Origin of the sequence: Nonomuraea sp. NPDC050478 (assembly GCF_044458265.1) — a bacterium.
Classification (GTDB): Bacteria; Actinomycetota; Actinomycetes; order Streptosporangiales; family Streptosporangiaceae; genus Nonomuraea; species Nonomuraea ferruginea.
Genome location: NZ_JBITHT010000001.1, coordinates 1 through 16696 on the forward strand (window position 1 = coordinate 1; position 16696 = coordinate 16696).

The 16696-nt window shown below is 70.6% G+C and carries 15 protein-coding genes, 1 rRNA gene and 1 pseudogene; 8 read left to right on the forward strand and 9 right to left on the reverse strand.

Features of this window, described 5'->3' with window-relative positions; genetic code table 11:
- Positions 1-58 (reverse strand): 16S ribosomal RNA (locus ACIBF7_RS00005); the annotation flags it as partial.
- A 301-nt stretch (positions 59-359) separates the two neighbouring features.
- On the opposite strand from ACIBF7_RS00005, the gene ACIBF7_RS00010 reads away from it, so the two are divergent.
- On the forward strand, positions 360-2411 hold the full coding sequence (locus tag ACIBF7_RS00010) for a S9 family peptidase (protein ID WP_148035155.1): 2052 nt from the start codon (positions 360-362) through the stop codon (positions 2409-2411).
- Positions 2408-3406 carry an L-glyceraldehyde 3-phosphate reductase gene (gene mgrA / locus ACIBF7_RS00015; RefSeq protein WP_271275704.1) on the forward strand — a complete coding sequence of 333 codons (999 nt, stop codon included), beginning with the start codon at positions 2408-2410 and terminating at the stop codon, positions 3404-3406. The genes ACIBF7_RS00010 and mgrA overlap by 4 nt, the downstream gene beginning before the upstream one ends.
- Here the strand turns inward: mgrA and ACIBF7_RS00020 are convergent.
- Positions 3375-5807, reverse strand: a complete 2433-nt coding sequence (locus ACIBF7_RS00020; protein WP_364229773.1) for a lysylphosphatidylglycerol synthase transmembrane domain-containing protein — start codon at positions 5805-5807, stop codon at positions 3375-3377. The genes mgrA and ACIBF7_RS00020 overlap by 32 nt on opposite strands.
- Positions 5808-5924: 117 nt before the next feature.
- Here ACIBF7_RS00020 and ACIBF7_RS00025 point away from each other — a divergent pair, with 117 nt between their 5' ends.
- Entirely contained in the window at positions 5925-7937 is a 2013-nt protein-coding gene (locus tag ACIBF7_RS00025; RefSeq protein WP_397195953.1) for a molybdopterin-dependent oxidoreductase, read from the forward strand.
- On the opposite strand, the gene ACIBF7_RS00030 is transcribed toward ACIBF7_RS00025, so the two are convergent.
- Positions 7915-8586, reverse strand: a complete 672-nt coding sequence (locus ACIBF7_RS00030; protein ID WP_397195954.1) for an alpha/beta hydrolase — start codon at positions 8584-8586, stop codon at positions 7915-7917. The genes ACIBF7_RS00025 and ACIBF7_RS00030 overlap by 23 nt on opposite strands.
- Before the next feature lie 162 nt (positions 8587-8748).
- Between ACIBF7_RS00030 and ACIBF7_RS00035 the strand changes: the two genes are divergently transcribed.
- Entirely contained in the window at positions 8749-9291 is a 543-nt protein-coding gene (locus ACIBF7_RS00035; RefSeq protein WP_148035159.1) for a PadR family transcriptional regulator, read from the forward strand.
- On the opposite strand, the gene ACIBF7_RS00040 is transcribed toward ACIBF7_RS00035, so the two are convergent.
- Both ACIBF7_RS00040 and ACIBF7_RS00045 read right to left on the reverse strand, forming a co-directional pair.
- The gene (locus ACIBF7_RS00040) at positions 9270-9668 is read right to left on the reverse strand and encodes a GNAT family N-acetyltransferase (RefSeq protein ID WP_246640455.1); all 399 of its coding nucleotides are present in this window, start codon (positions 9666-9668) and stop codon (positions 9270-9272) included. The genes ACIBF7_RS00035 and ACIBF7_RS00040 overlap by 22 nt on opposite strands.
- Before the next feature lie 114 nt (positions 9669-9782).
- Positions 9783-10199, reverse strand: a pseudogene (locus ACIBF7_RS00045) (GNAT family N-acetyltransferase); the annotation flags it as partial.
- A gap of 79 nt (positions 10200-10278) precedes the next feature.
- Between ACIBF7_RS00045 and ACIBF7_RS00050 the strand changes: the two are divergent.
- The gene (locus tag ACIBF7_RS00050; protein WP_219546683.1) at positions 10279-10725 is read left to right on the forward strand and encodes a hypothetical protein; all 447 of its coding nucleotides are present in this window, start codon (positions 10279-10281) and stop codon (positions 10723-10725) included.
- Between the two features lie 4 nt (positions 10726-10729).
- Here ACIBF7_RS00050 and ACIBF7_RS00055 read toward each other — a convergent pair whose 3' ends face one another.
- Both ACIBF7_RS00055 and ACIBF7_RS00060 read right to left on the reverse strand, forming a co-directional pair.
- A complete protein-coding gene (locus ACIBF7_RS00055) occupies positions 10730-11107 on the reverse strand; it encodes a VOC family protein (protein ID WP_148035161.1) in 378 nt (125 codons plus the stop codon).
- 33 nt (positions 11108-11140) lie between these two features.
- Positions 11141-11947: a methyltransferase domain-containing protein gene (locus tag ACIBF7_RS00060; protein WP_364229766.1), complete on the reverse strand. Its 807-nt coding sequence runs from the start codon at positions 11945-11947 to the stop codon at positions 11141-11143.
- A gap of 103 nt (positions 11948-12050) precedes the next feature.
- Here ACIBF7_RS00060 and ACIBF7_RS00065 point away from each other — a divergent pair, with 103 nt between their 5' ends.
- Both ACIBF7_RS00065 and ACIBF7_RS00070 read left to right on the forward strand, forming a co-directional pair.
- Positions 12051-13856, forward strand: a complete 1806-nt coding sequence (locus ACIBF7_RS00065) for an acyl-CoA dehydrogenase (protein ID WP_397195955.1) — start codon at positions 12051-12053, stop codon at positions 13854-13856.
- Between the two features lie 128 nt (positions 13857-13984).
- Entirely contained in the window at positions 13985-14209 is a 225-nt protein-coding gene (locus tag ACIBF7_RS00070) for a hypothetical protein (protein ID WP_397195956.1), read from the forward strand.
- On the opposite strand, the gene ACIBF7_RS00075 is transcribed toward ACIBF7_RS00070, so the two are convergent.
- Positions 14206-14499: a Dabb family protein gene (locus tag ACIBF7_RS00075; protein WP_148035165.1), complete on the reverse strand. Its 294-nt coding sequence runs from the start codon at positions 14497-14499 to the stop codon at positions 14206-14208. The genes ACIBF7_RS00070 and ACIBF7_RS00075 overlap by 4 nt on opposite strands.
- 80 nt (positions 14500-14579) lie before the next feature.
- Between ACIBF7_RS00075 and ACIBF7_RS00080 the strand changes: the two genes are divergently transcribed.
- Positions 14580-15302: an NUDIX hydrolase gene (locus tag ACIBF7_RS00080; RefSeq protein WP_397195957.1), complete on the forward strand. Its 723-nt coding sequence runs from the start codon at positions 14580-14582 to the stop codon at positions 15300-15302.
- Between the two features lie 6 nt (positions 15303-15308).
- On the opposite strand, the gene ACIBF7_RS00085 is transcribed toward ACIBF7_RS00080, so the two are convergent.
- Positions 15309-16682, reverse strand: a complete 1374-nt coding sequence (locus ACIBF7_RS00085) for a dihydrolipoamide acetyltransferase family protein (protein WP_397195958.1) — start codon at positions 16680-16682, stop codon at positions 15309-15311.
- Positions 16683-16696 lie beyond the last annotated feature (14 nt).

Sequence of the window (16696 nt, forward strand, 5' to 3'; positions counted from 1 at the left end):
GCATGTGTTAAGCACGCCGCCAGCGTTCGTCCTGAGCCAGGATCAAACTCTCCATAAAATGAATTTGAATCCCAACCAAAAAGGAATCCGTCACAGAAATACATGACGGGGTTGTGCATCATGCACTGGCTTTTAACACACTGTTGAGTTCTCAAGAAACGGACGCTTGCGGGCGTTTCGCTTCGTCTTTATCTTCGCACCCCCTCGAATCCGTGTCAAATTGACTCGAATCCTTAAAGGTGGAGGAATGTCGCCGGACGCGCCGACTCCATAAGATTAGCAGCGCCTCCGAGTGCTCACGCCGCGTTCACCCGCCACGTAGGCCACGAATCGATCACGGCCGACCATAGACTCCCCACGTGAGCAGCTACACGCCGCCCGTGGCGAAGAAGATCCCGGCTGAACGCGTCCATCACGGCGACACCGTGATCGACGAGTACGCGTGGCTGGCCGGCAAAGACGACCCCGACACGATCTCCTACCTGGAGGCGGAGAACGCCTACCTGGAGCAGGAGACCTCTCATCTGACGGAGCTGCGCGAGCGAATATTCCAGGAGATCAAGGGCCGCACCCAGGAGACCGACCTGTCGGTGCCGAGCCGCAAGGGCGCGTGGTGGTACTTCACCCGCACCGAGGAGGGCAAGCAGTACGCCGTGTCGTGCCGGGTGCCCGCCGACAGCGAGACGCCTCCGGACATCACCGTCGGCGAGCGCCTGGACCACGAGCAGACCCTCCTCGACGGCAACGAGCTGGCCGGCGACAGCCCGTTCTTCTCCATGGGCACCAGCGCCGTCTCCCCCGACGGCACGATGCTCGCCTACTCGACCGACTTCACCGGCGACGAGCGGTTCACGCTCCGGTTCAAGGACCTGCGGACCGGTGAGCTGTTGCCCGACGAGATCGAGGGCATCTTCTACGGCGGCGCCTGGTCGGCCGACGGCTCGACGTTCTTCTACACCCGCGTCGACGACGCCTGGCGGCCGTTCCAGGTCTACCGCCACACCCTGGGCACCGGCGAGGACACCCTCGTCTACCAGGAGGACGACGAGCGGTTCTGGGTCGGCATCGCGCTGACGCGCAGCGAGCGCTACCTCGTGCTCGGCGCGGGCAGCAAGATCACCAGTGAGGTGCGCCTCCTCGACGCGGCGACGCCGTCCGGCGAGTTCCAGCTCGTGCGACCCAGGAAGACCGGCGTCGAGTACGGCGTCGACCACGCGGGCGGCTTCTTCTACGTGCTGCACAACGAGAACGCGCGCGACTTCGAGCTGGCCACCGCGCCGCTCGACGACCCCGGCGAGTGGACCCCGCTGGTCCCGCACCGCGACGACACCCGCCTGCTGGAGATCGACGCGTTCGCCGGGCACGCCGTGCTGCACTTCCGCCGTGACGGGCTGACCGGGCTCCGCGTGCTGCCGCACAACGGCGAGCCCCCGTACGAGATCGAGTTTCCCGAGCCGCTGTACGACGTCGGGCCGGCCGGCAACCCCGAGTTCGTGACGAACCGGCTCAGGCTGGCCTATACCAGCATGGTGACGCCCGCCAGCGTCTACGACTACGACCTGGCCACCCGCGAGCTGATCCTGTTGAAGCGGCGGCCGGTGCTGGGCGGTTACGACCCGGACGACTACGAGCAGTTCCGCGACTGGGCGACGGCCGAGGACGGCACCGAGGTGCCGGTCTCGATCGTCAAGCGCAAGGACAGCACGCTCCCGGCGCCGACGGTGCTCTACGGGTACGGCAGCTATGAGACGTCCATCGACCCGGCGTTCTCGGTACCCAGGCTGTCGCTGCTCGACCGGGGGTTCGTGTTCGCGGTCGCGCACGTGCGCGGCGGCGGTGAGATGGGCCGCCGCTGGTACGAGGACGGCAAGCTCACCAGGAAGCGGAACACGTTCACCGACTTCGTGGCCGTGGCCCGGCACGTCAAGCAGGCCGGGTGGAGCTCGAAGGTGATCGCGCGCGGCGGGTCGGCGGGCGGGCTGCTCATGGGCGCGGCGGTGAACCTGGCGCCGGAGGAGTTCGCGGGCGTGGTGGCCGAGGTGCCGTTCGTGGACGCGCTCAACACCATCCTGGATCCGTCGCTGCCGCTCACCGTGATCGAGTGGGACGAGTGGGGCGATCCGCTGCACGATCCGGAGGTGTACGCCTATATGAAGGGGTACACGCCGTACGAGAACGTCGACGGCAGGACGTACCCGCCTATCCTCGCGATCACCAGCCTGAACGACACCCGCGTGCTGTACCACGAGCCGGCCAAGTGGATCGCGCGGCTGCGTGAGACGGCCGCGGGCGGGCCGTTCCTGCTCAAGACGGAGATGGGCGCCGGCCACGGCGGGCGCAGCGGGCGCTACGACGCCTGGCGGGAAGAGGCGTTCGCGCTCTCCTGGATAGTGGAGAGGGGCACGGCATGACCTATCTGGCCGATCCGGGGCGCTACGAGCGGCAGCCGTACAACCGGAGCGGGCGCAGCGGGCTCAGGCTGCCGGCGGTGTCGCTGGGGCTCTGGCACAACTTCGGCGACGACCGCCCGTTGTCGAACTCGCGGGCGATCCTGCGCCGCGCGTTCGACCTGGGCGTCACGCACTTCGACCTGGCCAACAACTACGGGGTGCCGTACGGGTCGGCGGAGCGGAACTTCGGCGCGATCTTCCGGCGGGACTTCAGGCCGTACCGGGACGAGCTGATCATCTCGACCAAGGCCGGCTACGACATGTGGCCCGGCCCGTACGGCGAGTGGGGGTCGCGCAAGTACCTGCTGGCCAGCCTGGACCAGTCGCTGGAGCGGATGGGCCTGGAGTACGTCGACATCTTCTACAGCCACCGGCCGGATCCCGACACGCCGCTGGAGGAGACGATGGGGGCGCTGGACCGGGCGGTGCGCTCGGGCAAGGCGCTGTACGCGGGCATCTCCAACTATCCGGCGGAGCGGACGGCGCAGGCCGCGAGGATCATGCGGGAGCTGGGCACGCCGCTGCTCATCCACCAGCCGTCCTACTCGATGATCAACCGGTGGATCGAGGACGGGCTGCTGGACGTGCTGGAGGAGGCGGGCATGGGGTGCATCGTGTACTCGCCGCTGGCGCAGGGCCTGCTGACCGACCGCTATCTGCAGGGCGTGCCGGCGGACTCGCGGGCGGCCACCAGCCGGTTCCTCAGCCCTGACCGGATCGACGCGGAGCTGACCCGCGCACTGAACGAGCTGGCCGGGGAGCGGGGCCAGACGCTGGCCCAGATGGCGCTGTCGTGGACGCTCAGGGACCCGCGGGTGACGAGTGTGCTGATCGGCGCGAGCAGCGTGCGTCAGCTGGAGGACAACGTGGCGTGCGTGGAGGGCCCGGTGTTCACGGAGGACGAGCTGAAGGCGATCGACGCGATCACAGCGCCTCGTGCCGCTGAAGGTAGGTGAACGCCGCCCAGCCGGGGAGCACCGGCAGCCAGAACGTGAGCAGCCGGTAGAGCAGCACGGCCGAGGTCGCCAGCTCCGCGGGCACCCCGGCCACGGTCAGGCCCGCCGTGAGCGACAGCTCGACCGCGCCCAGGCCACCAGGCGTGGGCGCGGCCGAGCCGATGGCGTTGGCCGTGAGGTAGACGACCGCCACGGTGGTGAAGCCGATCTCCCAGTTGAAGGCGTGCACGCACGCGTACAGGCAGAGCACGAACGTGAGCGTGATCATGAGGGTGCCGATCGAGCCCTCGATCAGCTTGCGCGGCGACTGGAGCACGTCCAGCAGCCGGGGCAGCACGTTGGAGAACAGCTGCTTCATCCGCCGGGTCACCAGGCGGCGCAGCGGCGGCACCCCCAGCAGCACCACGACCAGCAGGGCGACCGCCAGCAGCGCCACGACCAGGCCGCGTGACGGGGTGAAGGTGCTGGCGGTGTTGGAGCCGGTGATGTAGGCGAACAGCAGCAGCAGCCCGATGTGGAAGGCCAGCATGACGAGCTGCGAGGCGCCCACGCTGGCCACCGCGAGGGCCGGCGCGATCCCGCGCTTCTGCAGGTAGCGGGTGTTGATGGCGACGCCGCCGACGGCGGCGGGCGCGACGAGCTTCACGAACGAGGCCGCGAACTGCACGAGCGTGGTCCGCCACAGCGGCAGGGAGTAGGGCACGAAGCCCCTGAGCATGACCGCGGCGGCCACGAAGCTGACGAACGAGGCGACCAGTGCCAGCACCGACCAGGCCCAGTTGGCCTGGACGACCACCTGCACCAGGTTGACCTGGCTGAGCTGGGAGAGCAGGAAGTAGGCGGCGAGCGTGCTGGCGATGATGGTGACCAGGGTGCGCGGCCGGAATCTCTCCAGCCGCATCTCCTCGACCTTGACCTCGGGTTCGAGTGCGACGATCTGCTCGCGGATGACGCCGAGGAGGTTCTTGTCCTTGGCCAGGGCCGAGCGGGTCTCGCGGGTCAGCGCGATGCGCTGGAGCAGCGGCATGGCCGCGGCGAGCGACTCCGTCCCCATGACCGCGTTCGCCGCGCGCACCGACCGCTCGGCGCCGACGCGCAGCGACAGGTAGACCAGGAGCTGGGCGATGTCGAGCCGGAGCAGCAGGTCACCGGCCGCGATCTCGCCGCTGCGGGCGTCGGTGAGCACGACCCGGCCGGCCTTGTCGAGGTGGATGCCCTCGCCGGTGAGCCGCCGGTGGGCGAGGCGCTGGATCTGCAGCAGGGACACCTGCTCCCAGATCTGGTGGAGGATGTCGTCGTCGATCTCCTCGGTGGGCACCTCGTCGAGCGGGCGGGTGTCGATGTGCTCGTAGGCGAGCAGCGCCGCTTCGGTGCCGATCTCGCTGGTGCCGAGCAGCCTGGGCGTGCTGGCTCCCGCCGCCTGCGCGGCGTACGCCATCAGGGCCTCCCGTTCGAGCTCGGCGCGGAGCGAGCGGATGGCTCTTCGCCTGGTCTCGGTGCTGAGCCGGAAGCGCCGCCACAGCCGGTACGGCAGGCCCGCCACCTGGCGGTCGCGGTCGAGCACGGTGACGTCGATCCGGGCGCCGTCGGCGAGCCCGACGGAGTAGCGGCGGCTGCCCTGGTGGTCGTCCTCGATGCGGCGGGCCGACACCGGCGCGAACGACAGCTTGCGCAGGGCCGCCACCACCGCGTTCCCCGGCGGCCTGGTGTTGGGGCTGCCGATCCCGTACAGGGTGGCGTAGCCGATGGCCATGCCGACCAGGACGGTGACGATGGCGCCCGGCAGGGTGATCTGCCTGCCGGAGTAGAGGGCGAGGATGTAGAGCGCGATCACCGTCCACATGAGCGCGCGCCAGGTCGGCCGGCGGGAGACGCGCACCGCGGTGGTGTAGGCGAGGACGGACGTGAGCAGCGTGTTGAGCGGCTCGATGCTGCGGCCGCCGGTGAGCAGCTGGCTGAGGTCGTCGGCGTTGCCCGCGAGGAGCCACTGGCCCGTCAGGAACGCGCCGACCATGCCGATGATGGCGGCGATCAGCCCTTCGGCGACGCGCAGGCCGTCGCGGTGGAAGACGCGCTCCACGGCGAAGGCGACGGGCACGATGAGCACCGCGGCGCCGCCGATGAACGTGGCGATCCGGCTGAGCAGCGGGACGAGGGTGGTGCCCTCCGTGACGTCCCGTTCCAGTCCGTACAGGGTCTGCTTGGCGACGAGGGCCAGCAGGATCACGGCGCCGAGCGCGGCCAGGGTGGCCAGCAGGCGCAGCAGGTCGGAGGGGCGGCGCAGGCGCTGCGGCAGGAGCGGCTCGACGACGTACACGTCAGGCTCGGCGCGCGCTCCGGCGGCGGACGGGCTCCTCTCGGGAGATCCCTCCGCGTCCTCGTGTTCATTGATTTCGGCCACCGACAGCGATTCTGCACCTTCCTCGCGGGACCGTACGTTCTTGCGGCCTTAGTGTCCCGAATCGTCACCTGGGATCGGGCATCGGGTACCCGACCTCTTGCCCGTAGTCTGTCTCTTATGCCAGGTGAATTGAGGGTTCTGGGGGCCTGTCCGCTCGATTGTCCTGACACCTGCTCCTGGGTGGTCACCGTGCGTGACGGTCAGGCCGTCTCGATGCGCGGCAATCCCGATCATCCTTACACCCGCGGCGCGCTGTGCGTGAAGGTCAACCGTTATCTGGAACACTCCAGGGCTGCCGACCGCATCCTTTACCCGATGCGGCGGGTCGGACCCAAGGGGTCGGGCCGGTTCGAGCGCATCAGCTGGGACGAGGCGCTCGAGGAGATCTCCGTACGGCTGCGCGGCATCGTCGAGGAGCACGGCGGCCAGGCGATCTGGCCCTACCTCGGCACCGGGTCGCTCGGTTACCTCCAGGGCTGCGAGGGCGTGGCGGGGCGGCGATTCTGGAACATGCTGGGCGCGTCCCGTCACTGGCTGAACATCTGCTCGACCGCCGGCAACTCCGGGCTGACGCTGACCAATGGCACCCCCGGCGGCATGGACCCGGAGAACTTCGCGCAGGCGAAGCTGATCCTGCTGTGGGGCACGAACCCGCTCACCAGCGGTCACCACCTGTGGAAGTTCATCCAGGACGCGCGCGCGGACGGCGCCCACGTCGTGGCCATCGACCCGATCCGCACCCGCACGGCCGACCAGGCGGACGAGCACCTGGCGATCCGGCCCGGCACGGACGCGGCGCTCGCGCTCGGCCTGCTCAACGTGGTGCTGGCCGAGGGCGCCCAGGACGAGGAGTACCTGGCCGCGCACACCGAGGGCTGGGAGAGCTTCCGGGAGGAGATCCTGGAGTATCCGGTCGAGCGGGTGGCGGAGATCACCGGCATCCCGGCCGAGGCGGTCCACAGGCTGGGGACGAGGCTGGCGCGCACCCGCCCCACCGCCATCCGCGCCACCATGGGCATCCAGCGGCACGCGGGCGGCGGCACCGCCCTGCGCACGATCGCCGCGATCCCCGGCGTGACCGGCGACTGGCGCCACCCCGGCGGCGGGGTGGCCTACTCGACCAGCGGCCACGCGCACCTCTCCATCGACACCCGCGACGACCTGCTGCCCGGCCCGGTGCGCACGCTCACCATGACCCGGCTGGGCTCGGAGCTGGCCAAGCCGGACTCGGTCAAGTGCCTGTGGGTGTACGCGGCCAACCCGGCGGGCTCGACCTCCGACGGCAACGCCGTGCGGGCGGGCCTGGCCCGCGAGGACCTGTTCACGGTGGTCGTGGAGCAGTTCCCGACCGACACCGTCGACTACGCCGACATCGTGCTGCCCGCCACCATGCAGACCGAGCACTTCGACCTGCACGCCGGCTACGGGCACCTCTACCTGCTGTGGAACGAGCCCGCGGCGTCCCCGCCCGGCGAGTGCCTGTCCACCACCGAGACGTTCCGGCGGCTGGCCGCGCACATGGGGATGACCGAGCCGTCGCTGTTCGACTCGGACCTGGAGCTGGCCGAGGACCTGCTGTCGAGCGGCCACCCGTCGCTGGAGGGCATCACGGTCGACCGGCTGCGCAAGGAGGGCTGGGTGCGGATGAACTACCCCGAGCCCTTCACCCCGTTCGCCGAGGGCTTCCCGACCAGGTCCGGCCGGATGCGCTTCCCGCCGCGCGGCAAGGCGTACGTCCCGTCGCGGTCCTCCCGGACCGACGGCGGGCTGGTGCTGATCACCCCGGCGCCGCACACCTTTCTGAACACCACGTTCGCGAACAACCCGGAGCTGCTGCGGCGGGCCAAGGACCCGGTGGTGCTGGTGCATCCGGCCGACGCGGCGGCCCGCGGGCTGTCGGACGGGCAGCGGGTACGGGTGCGCAACGCCTTCGGCGAGTTCCTGGCCGACGTGGAGGTCAGCGACCGGGTGGCGCCCGGCGTGGTGGCCTCGCCCAAGGGGCGCTGGCCCAAGCTCAGCCCCGGCGGCGCGAACGCGAACGCGGTGGTCGAGGAGCGCGACGCCGACCTGGGCAGGGGCGCGGTCTACCACGACAACCGGGTGGAGCTCATCCCCTGTGCCGGTCCATGAACGCGACGATCCGGTCGATGACCTCGCCGCCGTAGGAGCCGCGGAACAGCTCTGAGGCGTGCACGCTCTCGCCCTGGATGACATGGATCTGCCGGTCGGGGGCGCGGGTGGCGGCGTCATGGGCCGCCTGGAGGTCGTCGGCGCCGCCGTAGCCGTCGTTCTCGGTGCCGATCTGGAGCAACGGCACGGTGAGCTCGGCCGCGTCCTCGGCGTCGATGGCGCCGGACAGGGCGATCACCCCGGCCGCGCGCTCGCCGAACTTCGTCGCGGCGGGGACGGCGGTGGTGGCGCCGATGGAGCCGCCGGCGAAGAACACCCGCTCGGCGCCCTTCTTGGCCAGCCTGCGTGCCATGGCCAGCGCGGTGTCCTCGGGGCTGGCGTCGAACTTCCTGGCGTAGAGCAGCACGCGGTAGCCGGCGGCGACCAGCCGGTCGGAGAGCGGGCGCCAGGTGCACACGTTGCCGTTGTTCTCGTAGGAGATGACCACGCCGATCTCGCCGTCGCCCGTGATGACGCCCGGCAGGCCGTCCCCGTACGTGAAGATCTCGCCATCGTCGCGGGTGTAGCAGCCGCTCACGTTCGGCCCCTTGGCCTTGGTCTTCGTGGGCGTGGGGGTGGGCGCGGGCGTGGTGGGCGTCGGAGAGGCCACGGGCGGACTCGGCGCCGGCTGTGCGGCCCGGTCCGTGCCCCCGCAAGCGGTCAACGCCAAGACGAGTAACACCGAGCCCGCGATCACCCGCATGGCCGCCCCTCTCCATCGGAAACTATGTCAGTTCTGACATAGTGTCCGGCACAATACCCTGGACGGACCATGACCTCAACGCTGGGATTCGCGATCCTCGCCGTGCTGGCCCGCGGCGAGCGCACCGGGTACGACATCGCCGCGTCCATGCGCAGGCCGCTGTCGTACTTCTGGACGGCAGGCCACAGCCAGATCCACACCGAGCTGCAGAAGCTGCTGGCCGAAGGGCTGGTGTCGTACGAGACGGAGGCCGGGCCGGGGCCGCAGGACAAGAAGATCTACCGCCTGACCGGCGAGGGCACCGCCGCGCTGCGCGGGTGGATCACCGATCCGCCGCGCGAGCGGCCCGAGCGTGACGAGTTGGTGCTCAAGACGTACGCCGCCGCGCTCGCCGACCCGGCGGCGCTGCGCCGGCTCTTCGCGGACCAGCTCGCCAAGCACGAGGCGCGGCTGGCCGAGTACGAGCGCGAGGAGGAGGCCATCGGTGGGCCGCCCGGGTTCGGCGACCCGCGCTGGGGCAACTACGCGGCGCTGCGCTGCGGACTCGGGTACGAGCGCCACCGGGCCGAGTGGTGCAGGTGGATGCTCGATCAGCTCAGCGAGAGCTTGTAGCCCTCGTGGGAGGCGGTGAAGCCGAGCGCGTCGTAGAAGCGGTGCGCGCCGGCGCGTGACTTGTCGGAGGTGAGCTGCACCATCGCGCAGCCGCGGGCGCGGGCCCGGTCGATCCCCCACTGGATCATCTTCCGGCCCAGCCCCTGTCCCCGGGTCGAGGCGGCGACCCGAACGGCCTCGATCTGGCAGCGCTCGGCGCCCAGCCGCGACAGCCCGGCCAGGTAGGTCAGCTGCATGGTGCCGACCACCTTCCCGTCACGCTCGGCCACGATCAGCTCGTCCCACGGGTCCGCGTCGATGCGCTCGAACGCGGCCAGGTAGCGCGGGTCGCCGGGGTCGCCCTCGCGCTCGGCCCCCAGCGGGTCGTCGGCCAGCATGGCCACGATCGCGGGCACGTCGTCCGCACGGGCCGTCCGGAAGAGCAGTGACAGGACATAGTGGGATTCGGGGATGTCGGGGTTGGACGGCAGGCCCATGGTCTTCCCGCTGGGTGTGAACCCCTTGCCCGCGTAGAGCGCCCTGGCGGCGGTGTTGTGGTCGACGCACCACAGCTCGACCTCGTCCAGGCCCTCCTCCCGGGCCCGCCCGATCGCCGCGTCCACCAGCCGCGAGCCGACGCCGCGGCCCCTGGCCTCCGGCGCGACCCACATGGACAGCAGGTGCGCCCGGCCCTCCTCGACCCGCACGCAGACCAGCCCCACGTCGCCGCCCTCGGCGACGGCCACCCGCCACCACGACCCGGACAGCCGCTCCCGCCACGTATCGGGCGTGAACCCGCTCTCCCTCTTGTAGGACGACCCGAAGGCATCGGGCGCGTCCCGCAGCGCCCGCAACCGGACCGCCTTCAACCGCTCCCACTCGTCCGCGCCGAACCGCTCGATCACGACTTCGCTCATGGCCCGCATCATGCCAACACCGTCGTACCAGGGTCGAAATCAGGGTGCATCCCCGATGTGGGCAAGGGACGCCGAAAGGCACGCTGAGGACATGAACGAAATCACCCGACGCGATGAAGTCTCCCTGTCCGGCGCGGCGCTGCGCGGGGCCCCGTGGAAGGCCGCCGCCGTCGGCGGCGGCGCGATCGCCGCGGCGAGCTTCGGCACCGGCCTCATCACCGGCGGCGGTGACCTGTCGTGGGCGCTGGGCCTGGGCATCGCCCTGTTCGCGCTCATCGCCTCCATCGGCGCGGTGACCAAGCCGAACGAGGGCGACCGCGTGACCCGCCAGGCACGCCAGTGGGGGCTGAACCATCCGTGGAAGTTCGCGCTGATGCCCGCCGGCATGGCCGCGGTGCTCGACTATCCGGTGCAGCTCGTCTTCGACGACGCGCACTGGCTCGGCGGGCTCTTCGACGCCGGGTGGCACGGCCTGCTCGTGTACGTCATCGCGGGCATCCTGACGACGACACTCAAGGGGCGCGCCCTGACGCGATGACCTCTCACGCCTCGCGCTCGGCCTGGCTCCGGCACACGCAGAACTCGTTGCCCTCCGGGTCGAGCATCGTGACCCAGCCCTTGCCGTCCTCGGTGCGGTGGTCCTCGTACACGGTCGCGCCGAGCCCGAGCAGCCGCTCGACCTCCTGCTCGCGGGTGCTGCCCGCGGTGGCGCTGACGTCGAGGTGGAGCCGGTTCTTGACCTGCTTGCCCTCCGGGACGCGGATGAAGAGCAGGAACGGGTAGCGGCCGGTCTCCAGCATCACCTCGTCGTCACCCGGGACGTCGCCCTCGCCGAGCGGGAGCCCGAGGGCCTCACCCCACCACGAGGCGAGTTTGTACGGGTCGGCACAGTCGACGCTCACGCACTGAAGCTCGATCATGTCGTCCACCCAATCGCGGCACCGGCGACCGCGTCAAACCGGTCGGTCCCACCAGACGGTGACCCAGCGGTCGCGGGGCAGCGGCCACATGCCGAGCTCAAGCGCCGTCCGCCCGACCTCCTCGGCCCTGGCCGGCTCCAGGCAGATGCGGTGGCAGGCGCTCGCCGCCAGCTCCTCCAGCGAGTCGAAGCGCTCCAGCGGGGATTCGCGCTCCTCGACGTGCACGTCGAAGCCGAGCGCGGCCGCCAGCGCCACGCAGTCTTCCGCGATGGGCCGCACCGGGCGGACGATGCCGTGGAAGTGTTCCCACAGCGGCGAGATCCAGCTCATCGGGTGACGGTTCGGCAGCTCCAGCACCACCCGGCCGCGGGTGCGGTCGTCCAGCGCCAGCAGGAAGCGGTCGAGGTCGGGCACGTTGTAGACCACGTGGGCGGCCACCGTCACGTCGACCTCGGGCACCCGCCCGGCCACGTCGGGCCAGCGGCCCTCGACGGTGGTGGCGGGCACGCCCAGCTTGTCGGCGCGGGCCGCCAGCTCCTCCAGCATCTCGCCCGAGGTGTCGACCGCGTACAGGTGACCGATCCGCTCGTGCAGCGGCAGGGACGCGGCTCCAGGGCCGGATCCGACGTCCAGCAGCGTGCCCCCGGCGGGCAGCGCCTCCGACATCCGGGTCAGCGTGGGGCCGTCGTCGCGCTCGGCGAGCGCCCTGTCGGTGCGGCTGGTGAAGCGCGCCAGCGGATAGGACCAGGGATCGGCCGGCGCGGCGGCCAGGATCTCCTCCGGAATGGCCCAGGATCCCAGGCGCTCTCGCCACAGCGCGGCGAGTTCATCGGCGTCCATGGAGTCGAGCATGCCATGCATATCTCTGGTTACCCGCGGGTAGCATTCCTAGTAAGGTTACTGGCCAGTAGAGAAACGCACCGGTTCAAGGAGAGCTGCACCCATGGGCCACTACAAGAGCAACCTTCGTGACCTCGAATTCAACCTCTTCGAGGTCTTCGGGCGCCGCGAGATCCTCGGCAGCGGTCCCTATGCGGAGATCGACGAGGACGTCGCGCGCAGCATCCTGGACGAGGTCAACCGGCTGTCCACCACCGTGCTGGCCGACTCGTTCGAGGAGGGCGACCGCCACCCGCCCGTGTTCGACCCCGCGACCGGCTCGGTGACGTTGCCCGAAGGCTTCAAGAAGTCGTACAAGGCGCTGGTCGACGGCGGCTGGGCGCACCTCGACCTGCCTCCGCACCTGGGCGGCCCCGGCATCCCGCGCAGCCTCGCCTGGGCGACGGCCGAACTGGTGCTCGGCGCGAACCCCGCGCTCTACATGTACGCGGCCGGCCCCAGCTTCTCCTACACCCTGTGGAAGGTGGGCACCCCCGAGCAGAAGCGCTTCGCCGAGCTGGCCATCGAGCGCAACTGGGGCGCCACCATGGTGCTCACCGAGCCCGACGCGGGCTCCGACGTCGGCGCGGGCCGCGCCAAGGCGGTACGGCAGGACGACGGCACCTGGCACATCGAGGGCGTCAAGCGCTTCATCACCAGCGCCGAGCAGGACATGACGGAGAACATCTTCCACCTGGTCCTGGCCAGGCCCGAGGGCCACGGCCCCGGCACCAAGGGCCTGTCGATGTTCCTGGTGCCGAAGTACCACGTCGATCTGGAGACCGGCGAGCTCGGCGAGCGCAACGGCGTGTACGTGACCAACGTCGAGCACAAGATGGGCCTGAAGGTCTCCACGACCTGCGAGCTCACCTTCGGCGAGAAGCACCCGGCGGTCGGCTGGCTGGTCGGCGAGGTGCACGAGGGCATCAAGCAGATGTTCATGGTCATCGAGCACGCCCGCATGATGGTCGGCACCAAGGCCATCGCCACCCTGTCCACCGGTTACCTCAACGCCCTGGAGTTCGCCAGGTCGCGGGTGCAGGGCGCCGACCTGACCAGGCAGGCCGACAAGACCGCGCCCCGGGTCACCATCACCCACCACCCGGACGTGCGCCGCGAGCTCATGCTGCAGAAGGCCTACGCCGAGGGCATGCGGGCGCTCGTGCTCTACACGGCCACCTTCCAGGACGCCGTCCAGATCGACCCGGACGACCGGCACGCGCACGAGATGAACGACCTGCTGCTGCCCCTGGTCAAGGGGGTCGGCTCGGAGCGCTCGTACGAGCTGCTGTCGCGCTCGCTGCAGACCCTGGGCGGCTCCGGCTACCTGCAGGACTACCCGATCGAGCAGTACATCAGGGACGCCAAGATCGACTCCCTGTACGAGGGCACGACCGCGATCCAGGGCCTGGACCTGTTCTTCCGCAAGATCCTGCGCAACCAGGGCTCGGCCATCGGCAAGCTGCTGACCGAGATCAACGAGTTCGCCGCCTCCGAGGCCGGCAACGGCCGGCTCAAGGAGGAGCGCAAGCTGCTCGCCGAGGCCGCGGCCGAGGTCAAGGTCATGGGCGACACCATGGCGGGCTGGGCGCTCGGCTCGATGGAGAAGCCCCAGGAGGTCTACAAGGTCGGCCTGAACAGCACGAGGTTCCTGCTGGCGCTGGGCGACCTGGTGATCGGCTGGCTGCTGCTGCGCCAGGCCGAGGTGGCCCTGGCCAAGCTGGCGGACGGCGAGGACCCGTTCTACCAGGGCAAGGTCGCCGCCGCGGGGTTCTTCGCGGAGACGGTGCTGCCGCGCCTGGCCGTCGAGCGCCGCGTGCTCGCCGGGACCGGCCTGGAGCTCATGGAGCTTCCGGAGGAGGCTTTCTAGCGGATCTCCAGCCCAGGACGCCCGTTCCGGATACGGAGCGGGCGTCCCGCGTTTCCAGACGAGGTAGTGATCGCCCATACTCGGGTATGACCGTGGGCGTACGCACTGTTTGCCGTCTGGAGGTCGTGATGGGTGTCGGGGTCAGCATCTTCTTCCTCACGCTCGGCGCCATTCTGAGGTTCGCGATCGAGCCCGACGTGTTCGGCGACAGCGTCCACATGGACGTCATCGGTCTCATTTTCATGATCGTGGGCGGGGTCGGCGTCGTGCTGAGCATCGTGCTGGCGCCCAGGCGCGGCCAGACCTCGGAGAGCCGGCTGATGCACCGGGAGAACCACCCGCCGGAGATCTAACAGCCGAACTGCACGGCGGCCCGGGTCGCCAGGATGGGCTTGATGTGCTCCGCGATCACCGCCTGGTGGCGCGGGTGGTCGCGGTAGGCACGGTAGTCGTCCTCGCTGTCGAAGTCGGCGACGACGGCGAAGTCGTGGTTGCCGGGGTTGATGCCGGCGTCGGGGCCCAGCAGGTAGGAGCGGATCTCGGGGATCTGGCCGGGGAGCTCGCGCAGCTCGGCCGCGACCGCGGCCTTCTGCTCCTCGGTTGCCTCCGGTGACCAGGTGAACAGCACCACGTGACGAATCATGGGCGAACCCTATCGACAACGATCGACCGCCTGATTATTCTCACTCCGAGATTTACTCGTACTGAGAAAGACGATGGTGCATGGAAGACTCCCTCGCCTCCCGGCCGCACGCGCCGGTCGCGGTGACCGTCGACGTGGTGGCGCTGACCATCCGCGACCGGCGGCTGCACGTGCTCATCGTCGAGCGCGACGCCGAGCCGTACGCGGGATCCTGGGCGCTGCCGGGCGGGTTCCTCGGGCCCGGCGAGGACCTGGCGGAGGCGGCGACGCGGGAGCTGGCCGAGGAGCGCGGGCTCGGCACCCGGCCCGCCCACATCGAGCAGCTCGGCAGCTACGGCGACCCGGCGCGCGACCCCCGCATGCGGGTCGTGTCCGTGTCGTACCTCGCCTTCGCCCCCGACCTGCCCGACCCCCGGGCCGGGGCCGACGCGGCGACGGCCGGCTGGCACGCCGTCGACGACCTGCCCCCGCTGGCGTTCGACCACGCGCGGATCGTGGCCGACGGGGTCGAGCGGGCCCGCGCCAAGCTGGAGTACACGCCGCTGGCCACGGCCTTCGCGGGCGCCACGTTCACCGTCTCCGAGCTGCGGCTGATCTACGAGACCGTGTGGGGGACGCGGCTGCACGCGGGCAACTTCCACCGCAAGGTCCTCTCGGTGCCGGGCTTCGTCGAGGGCACCGGCGAGACCACCGAGACCGGCGGCACGCGCGGCGGCCCCCGGGCCAGGCTCTACCGGGCCGGCGACGCCCGCCTCCTCCACCCGCCGCTGCTCAGACCGGCGAGGGAGGAGGCGATCCGATGACGGGAGTCAGCTCCAGGCGAGCATGTGGAGGGGGTCCTCCAGCATGGCGCCGACGTCGCGCAGGAACAGGGAGCCCAGCTCGCCGTCGACGACCCGGTGGTCGAAGGAGACGGCCAGCGTCGTCACCTTGCGCACCGCCAGCTCGCCGTCGACCACCCACGGCATGTCCCGCACCTGACCGAAGGCGAGGATGGCGCTCTCGCCCGGGTTCAGGATCGGAGTGCCGGTGTCGACGCCGAACACGCCCACGTTGGTGATCGTGATCGTGCCGCCGGCCATCTCCGCCGGTTGGGTCCGGCCCTCCCGCGCCGTCTCCGCCAGCTCGTTGAGCGCGCGGGCCAGGGCGGGGAGCGGGAGCCGGTGGGCGTTCTTGATGTTCGGCACCAGCAGGCCGCGCGGGGTGGCGGCGGCGATGCCCAGGTTCACGTAGCGCTTGACCACGATCTCCTGGCTCGCCTCGTCCCACACCGAGTTGATCATCGGGTGGCGGGCGGCCGCGACCAGGACGGCCTTGGCCACCAGGAGCAGGGGCGAGACCCTGACCTCGGCGAAGTCGGGCATCGCGCGCAGGCGGCGGACGGCGGTCATCGTCTCCGTCACGTCGACCTGGAGGAACTCGGTGACGTGCGGAGCGGTGAAGGCGCTGCCGACCATGGCCTGGGCGGTCATCTTCCGCACGCCCTTGACGGGGACGCGCTCCTCGTCCGGGGTCTCCGCAGGGGTCACCTGGGCGACGGCCGCGTGCACGTCCTCGCGGGTGATGGTCCCCTGGGGGCCGGTGCCGGCGAGGGTGGCGAGGTCCACCCCCAGGTCCTTGGCCAGCTTCCGGACGGGCGGCTTGGCCAGCACGGCCACCCGGCCCGGCGCCGTGGGCGCCGCTTCCTCGGCCTCGGCGGTTTCGCCCGCGCCCGGGGTGGCGGTCCTGGCGGGGTTGGCCACGGGAGGGGCCGGGATCGTGGCGGGGGTGGGCGTCTTGCGGGGACGGCGTCTGGTGGTGCCGGTCTTGACGCCGTAGCCGACCAGGACCGCCTGGCGCTCCTCCTTGGGCGCGGGGCTGCCGTGGGCGCCCGGTTCGACCGCGCCCTCCTCGGGCGGGTTGGGGACGAGGTCCTCCGCCAGCCTCTCCTGGGTGCCGGCTTCCTCCAGGGTGTCGACCGCGATGACGGGGACGCCGACGTCCACCGTCTGGCCCTCCTCCGCCATCAGGGCCGCCACCACGCCGTCCCACGGGATGGGCAGCTCGACGATGGACTTGGCCGTCTCGATCTCGACGACTATCTGGTTGACCTTGACCTCGTCGCCCGGCTGGACGCGCCAGCGGACGATCTCCGCCTCCGTCAGCCCTTCGCCGACGTCGGGGAGCCTGAACTCGCGTCTCATCTGCACAACCCCCT

Bases quoted from the DNA above. Each gene is read 5' to 3' on its own strand.
- ACIBF7_RS00035 (WP_148035159.1), top strand. From the start codon at position 8,749: ATGACCTCAACGCTGGGATTCGCGATCCTCGCCGTGCTGGCCCGCGGC.
- ACIBF7_RS00060 (WP_364229766.1), bottom strand. From the start codon at position 11,947: ATGGACGCCGATGAACTCGCCGCGCTGTGGCGAGAGCGCCTGGGATCC.
- ACIBF7_RS00080 (WP_397195957.1), top strand. From the start codon at position 14,580: ATGGAAGACTCCCTCGCCTCCCGGCCGCACGCGCCGGTCGCGGTGACC.
- ACIBF7_RS00070 (WP_397195956.1), top strand. From the start codon at position 13,985: ATGGGTGTCGGGGTCAGCATCTTCTTCCTCACGCTCGGCGCCATTCTG.
- ACIBF7_RS00040 (WP_246640455.1), bottom strand. From the start codon at position 9,668: ATGCTGGCCGACGACCCGCTGGGGGCCGAGCGCGAGGGCGACCCCGGC.
- ACIBF7_RS00025 (WP_397195953.1), top strand. From the start codon at position 5,925: ATGCCAGGTGAATTGAGGGTTCTGGGGGCCTGTCCGCTCGATTGTCCT.
- ACIBF7_RS00055 (WP_148035161.1), bottom strand. From the start codon at position 11,107: ATGATCGAGCTTCAGTGCGTGAGCGTCGACTGTGCCGACCCGTACAAA.
- ACIBF7_RS00085 (WP_397195958.1), bottom strand. From the start codon at position 16,682: ATGAGACGCGAGTTCAGGCTCCCCGACGTCGGCGAAGGGCTGACGGAG.
- ACIBF7_RS00050 (WP_219546683.1), top strand. From the start codon at position 10,279: ATGAACGAAATCACCCGACGCGATGAAGTCTCCCTGTCCGGCGCGGCG.
- ACIBF7_RS00065 (WP_397195955.1), top strand. From the start codon at position 12,051: ATGGGCCACTACAAGAGCAACCTTCGTGACCTCGAATTCAACCTCTTC.
- mgrA (WP_271275704.1), top strand. From the start codon at position 2,408: ATGACCTATCTGGCCGATCCGGGGCGCTACGAGCGGCAGCCGTACAAC.
- ACIBF7_RS00075 (WP_148035165.1), bottom strand. From the start codon at position 14,499: ATGATTCGTCACGTGGTGCTGTTCACCTGGTCACCGGAGGCAACCGAG.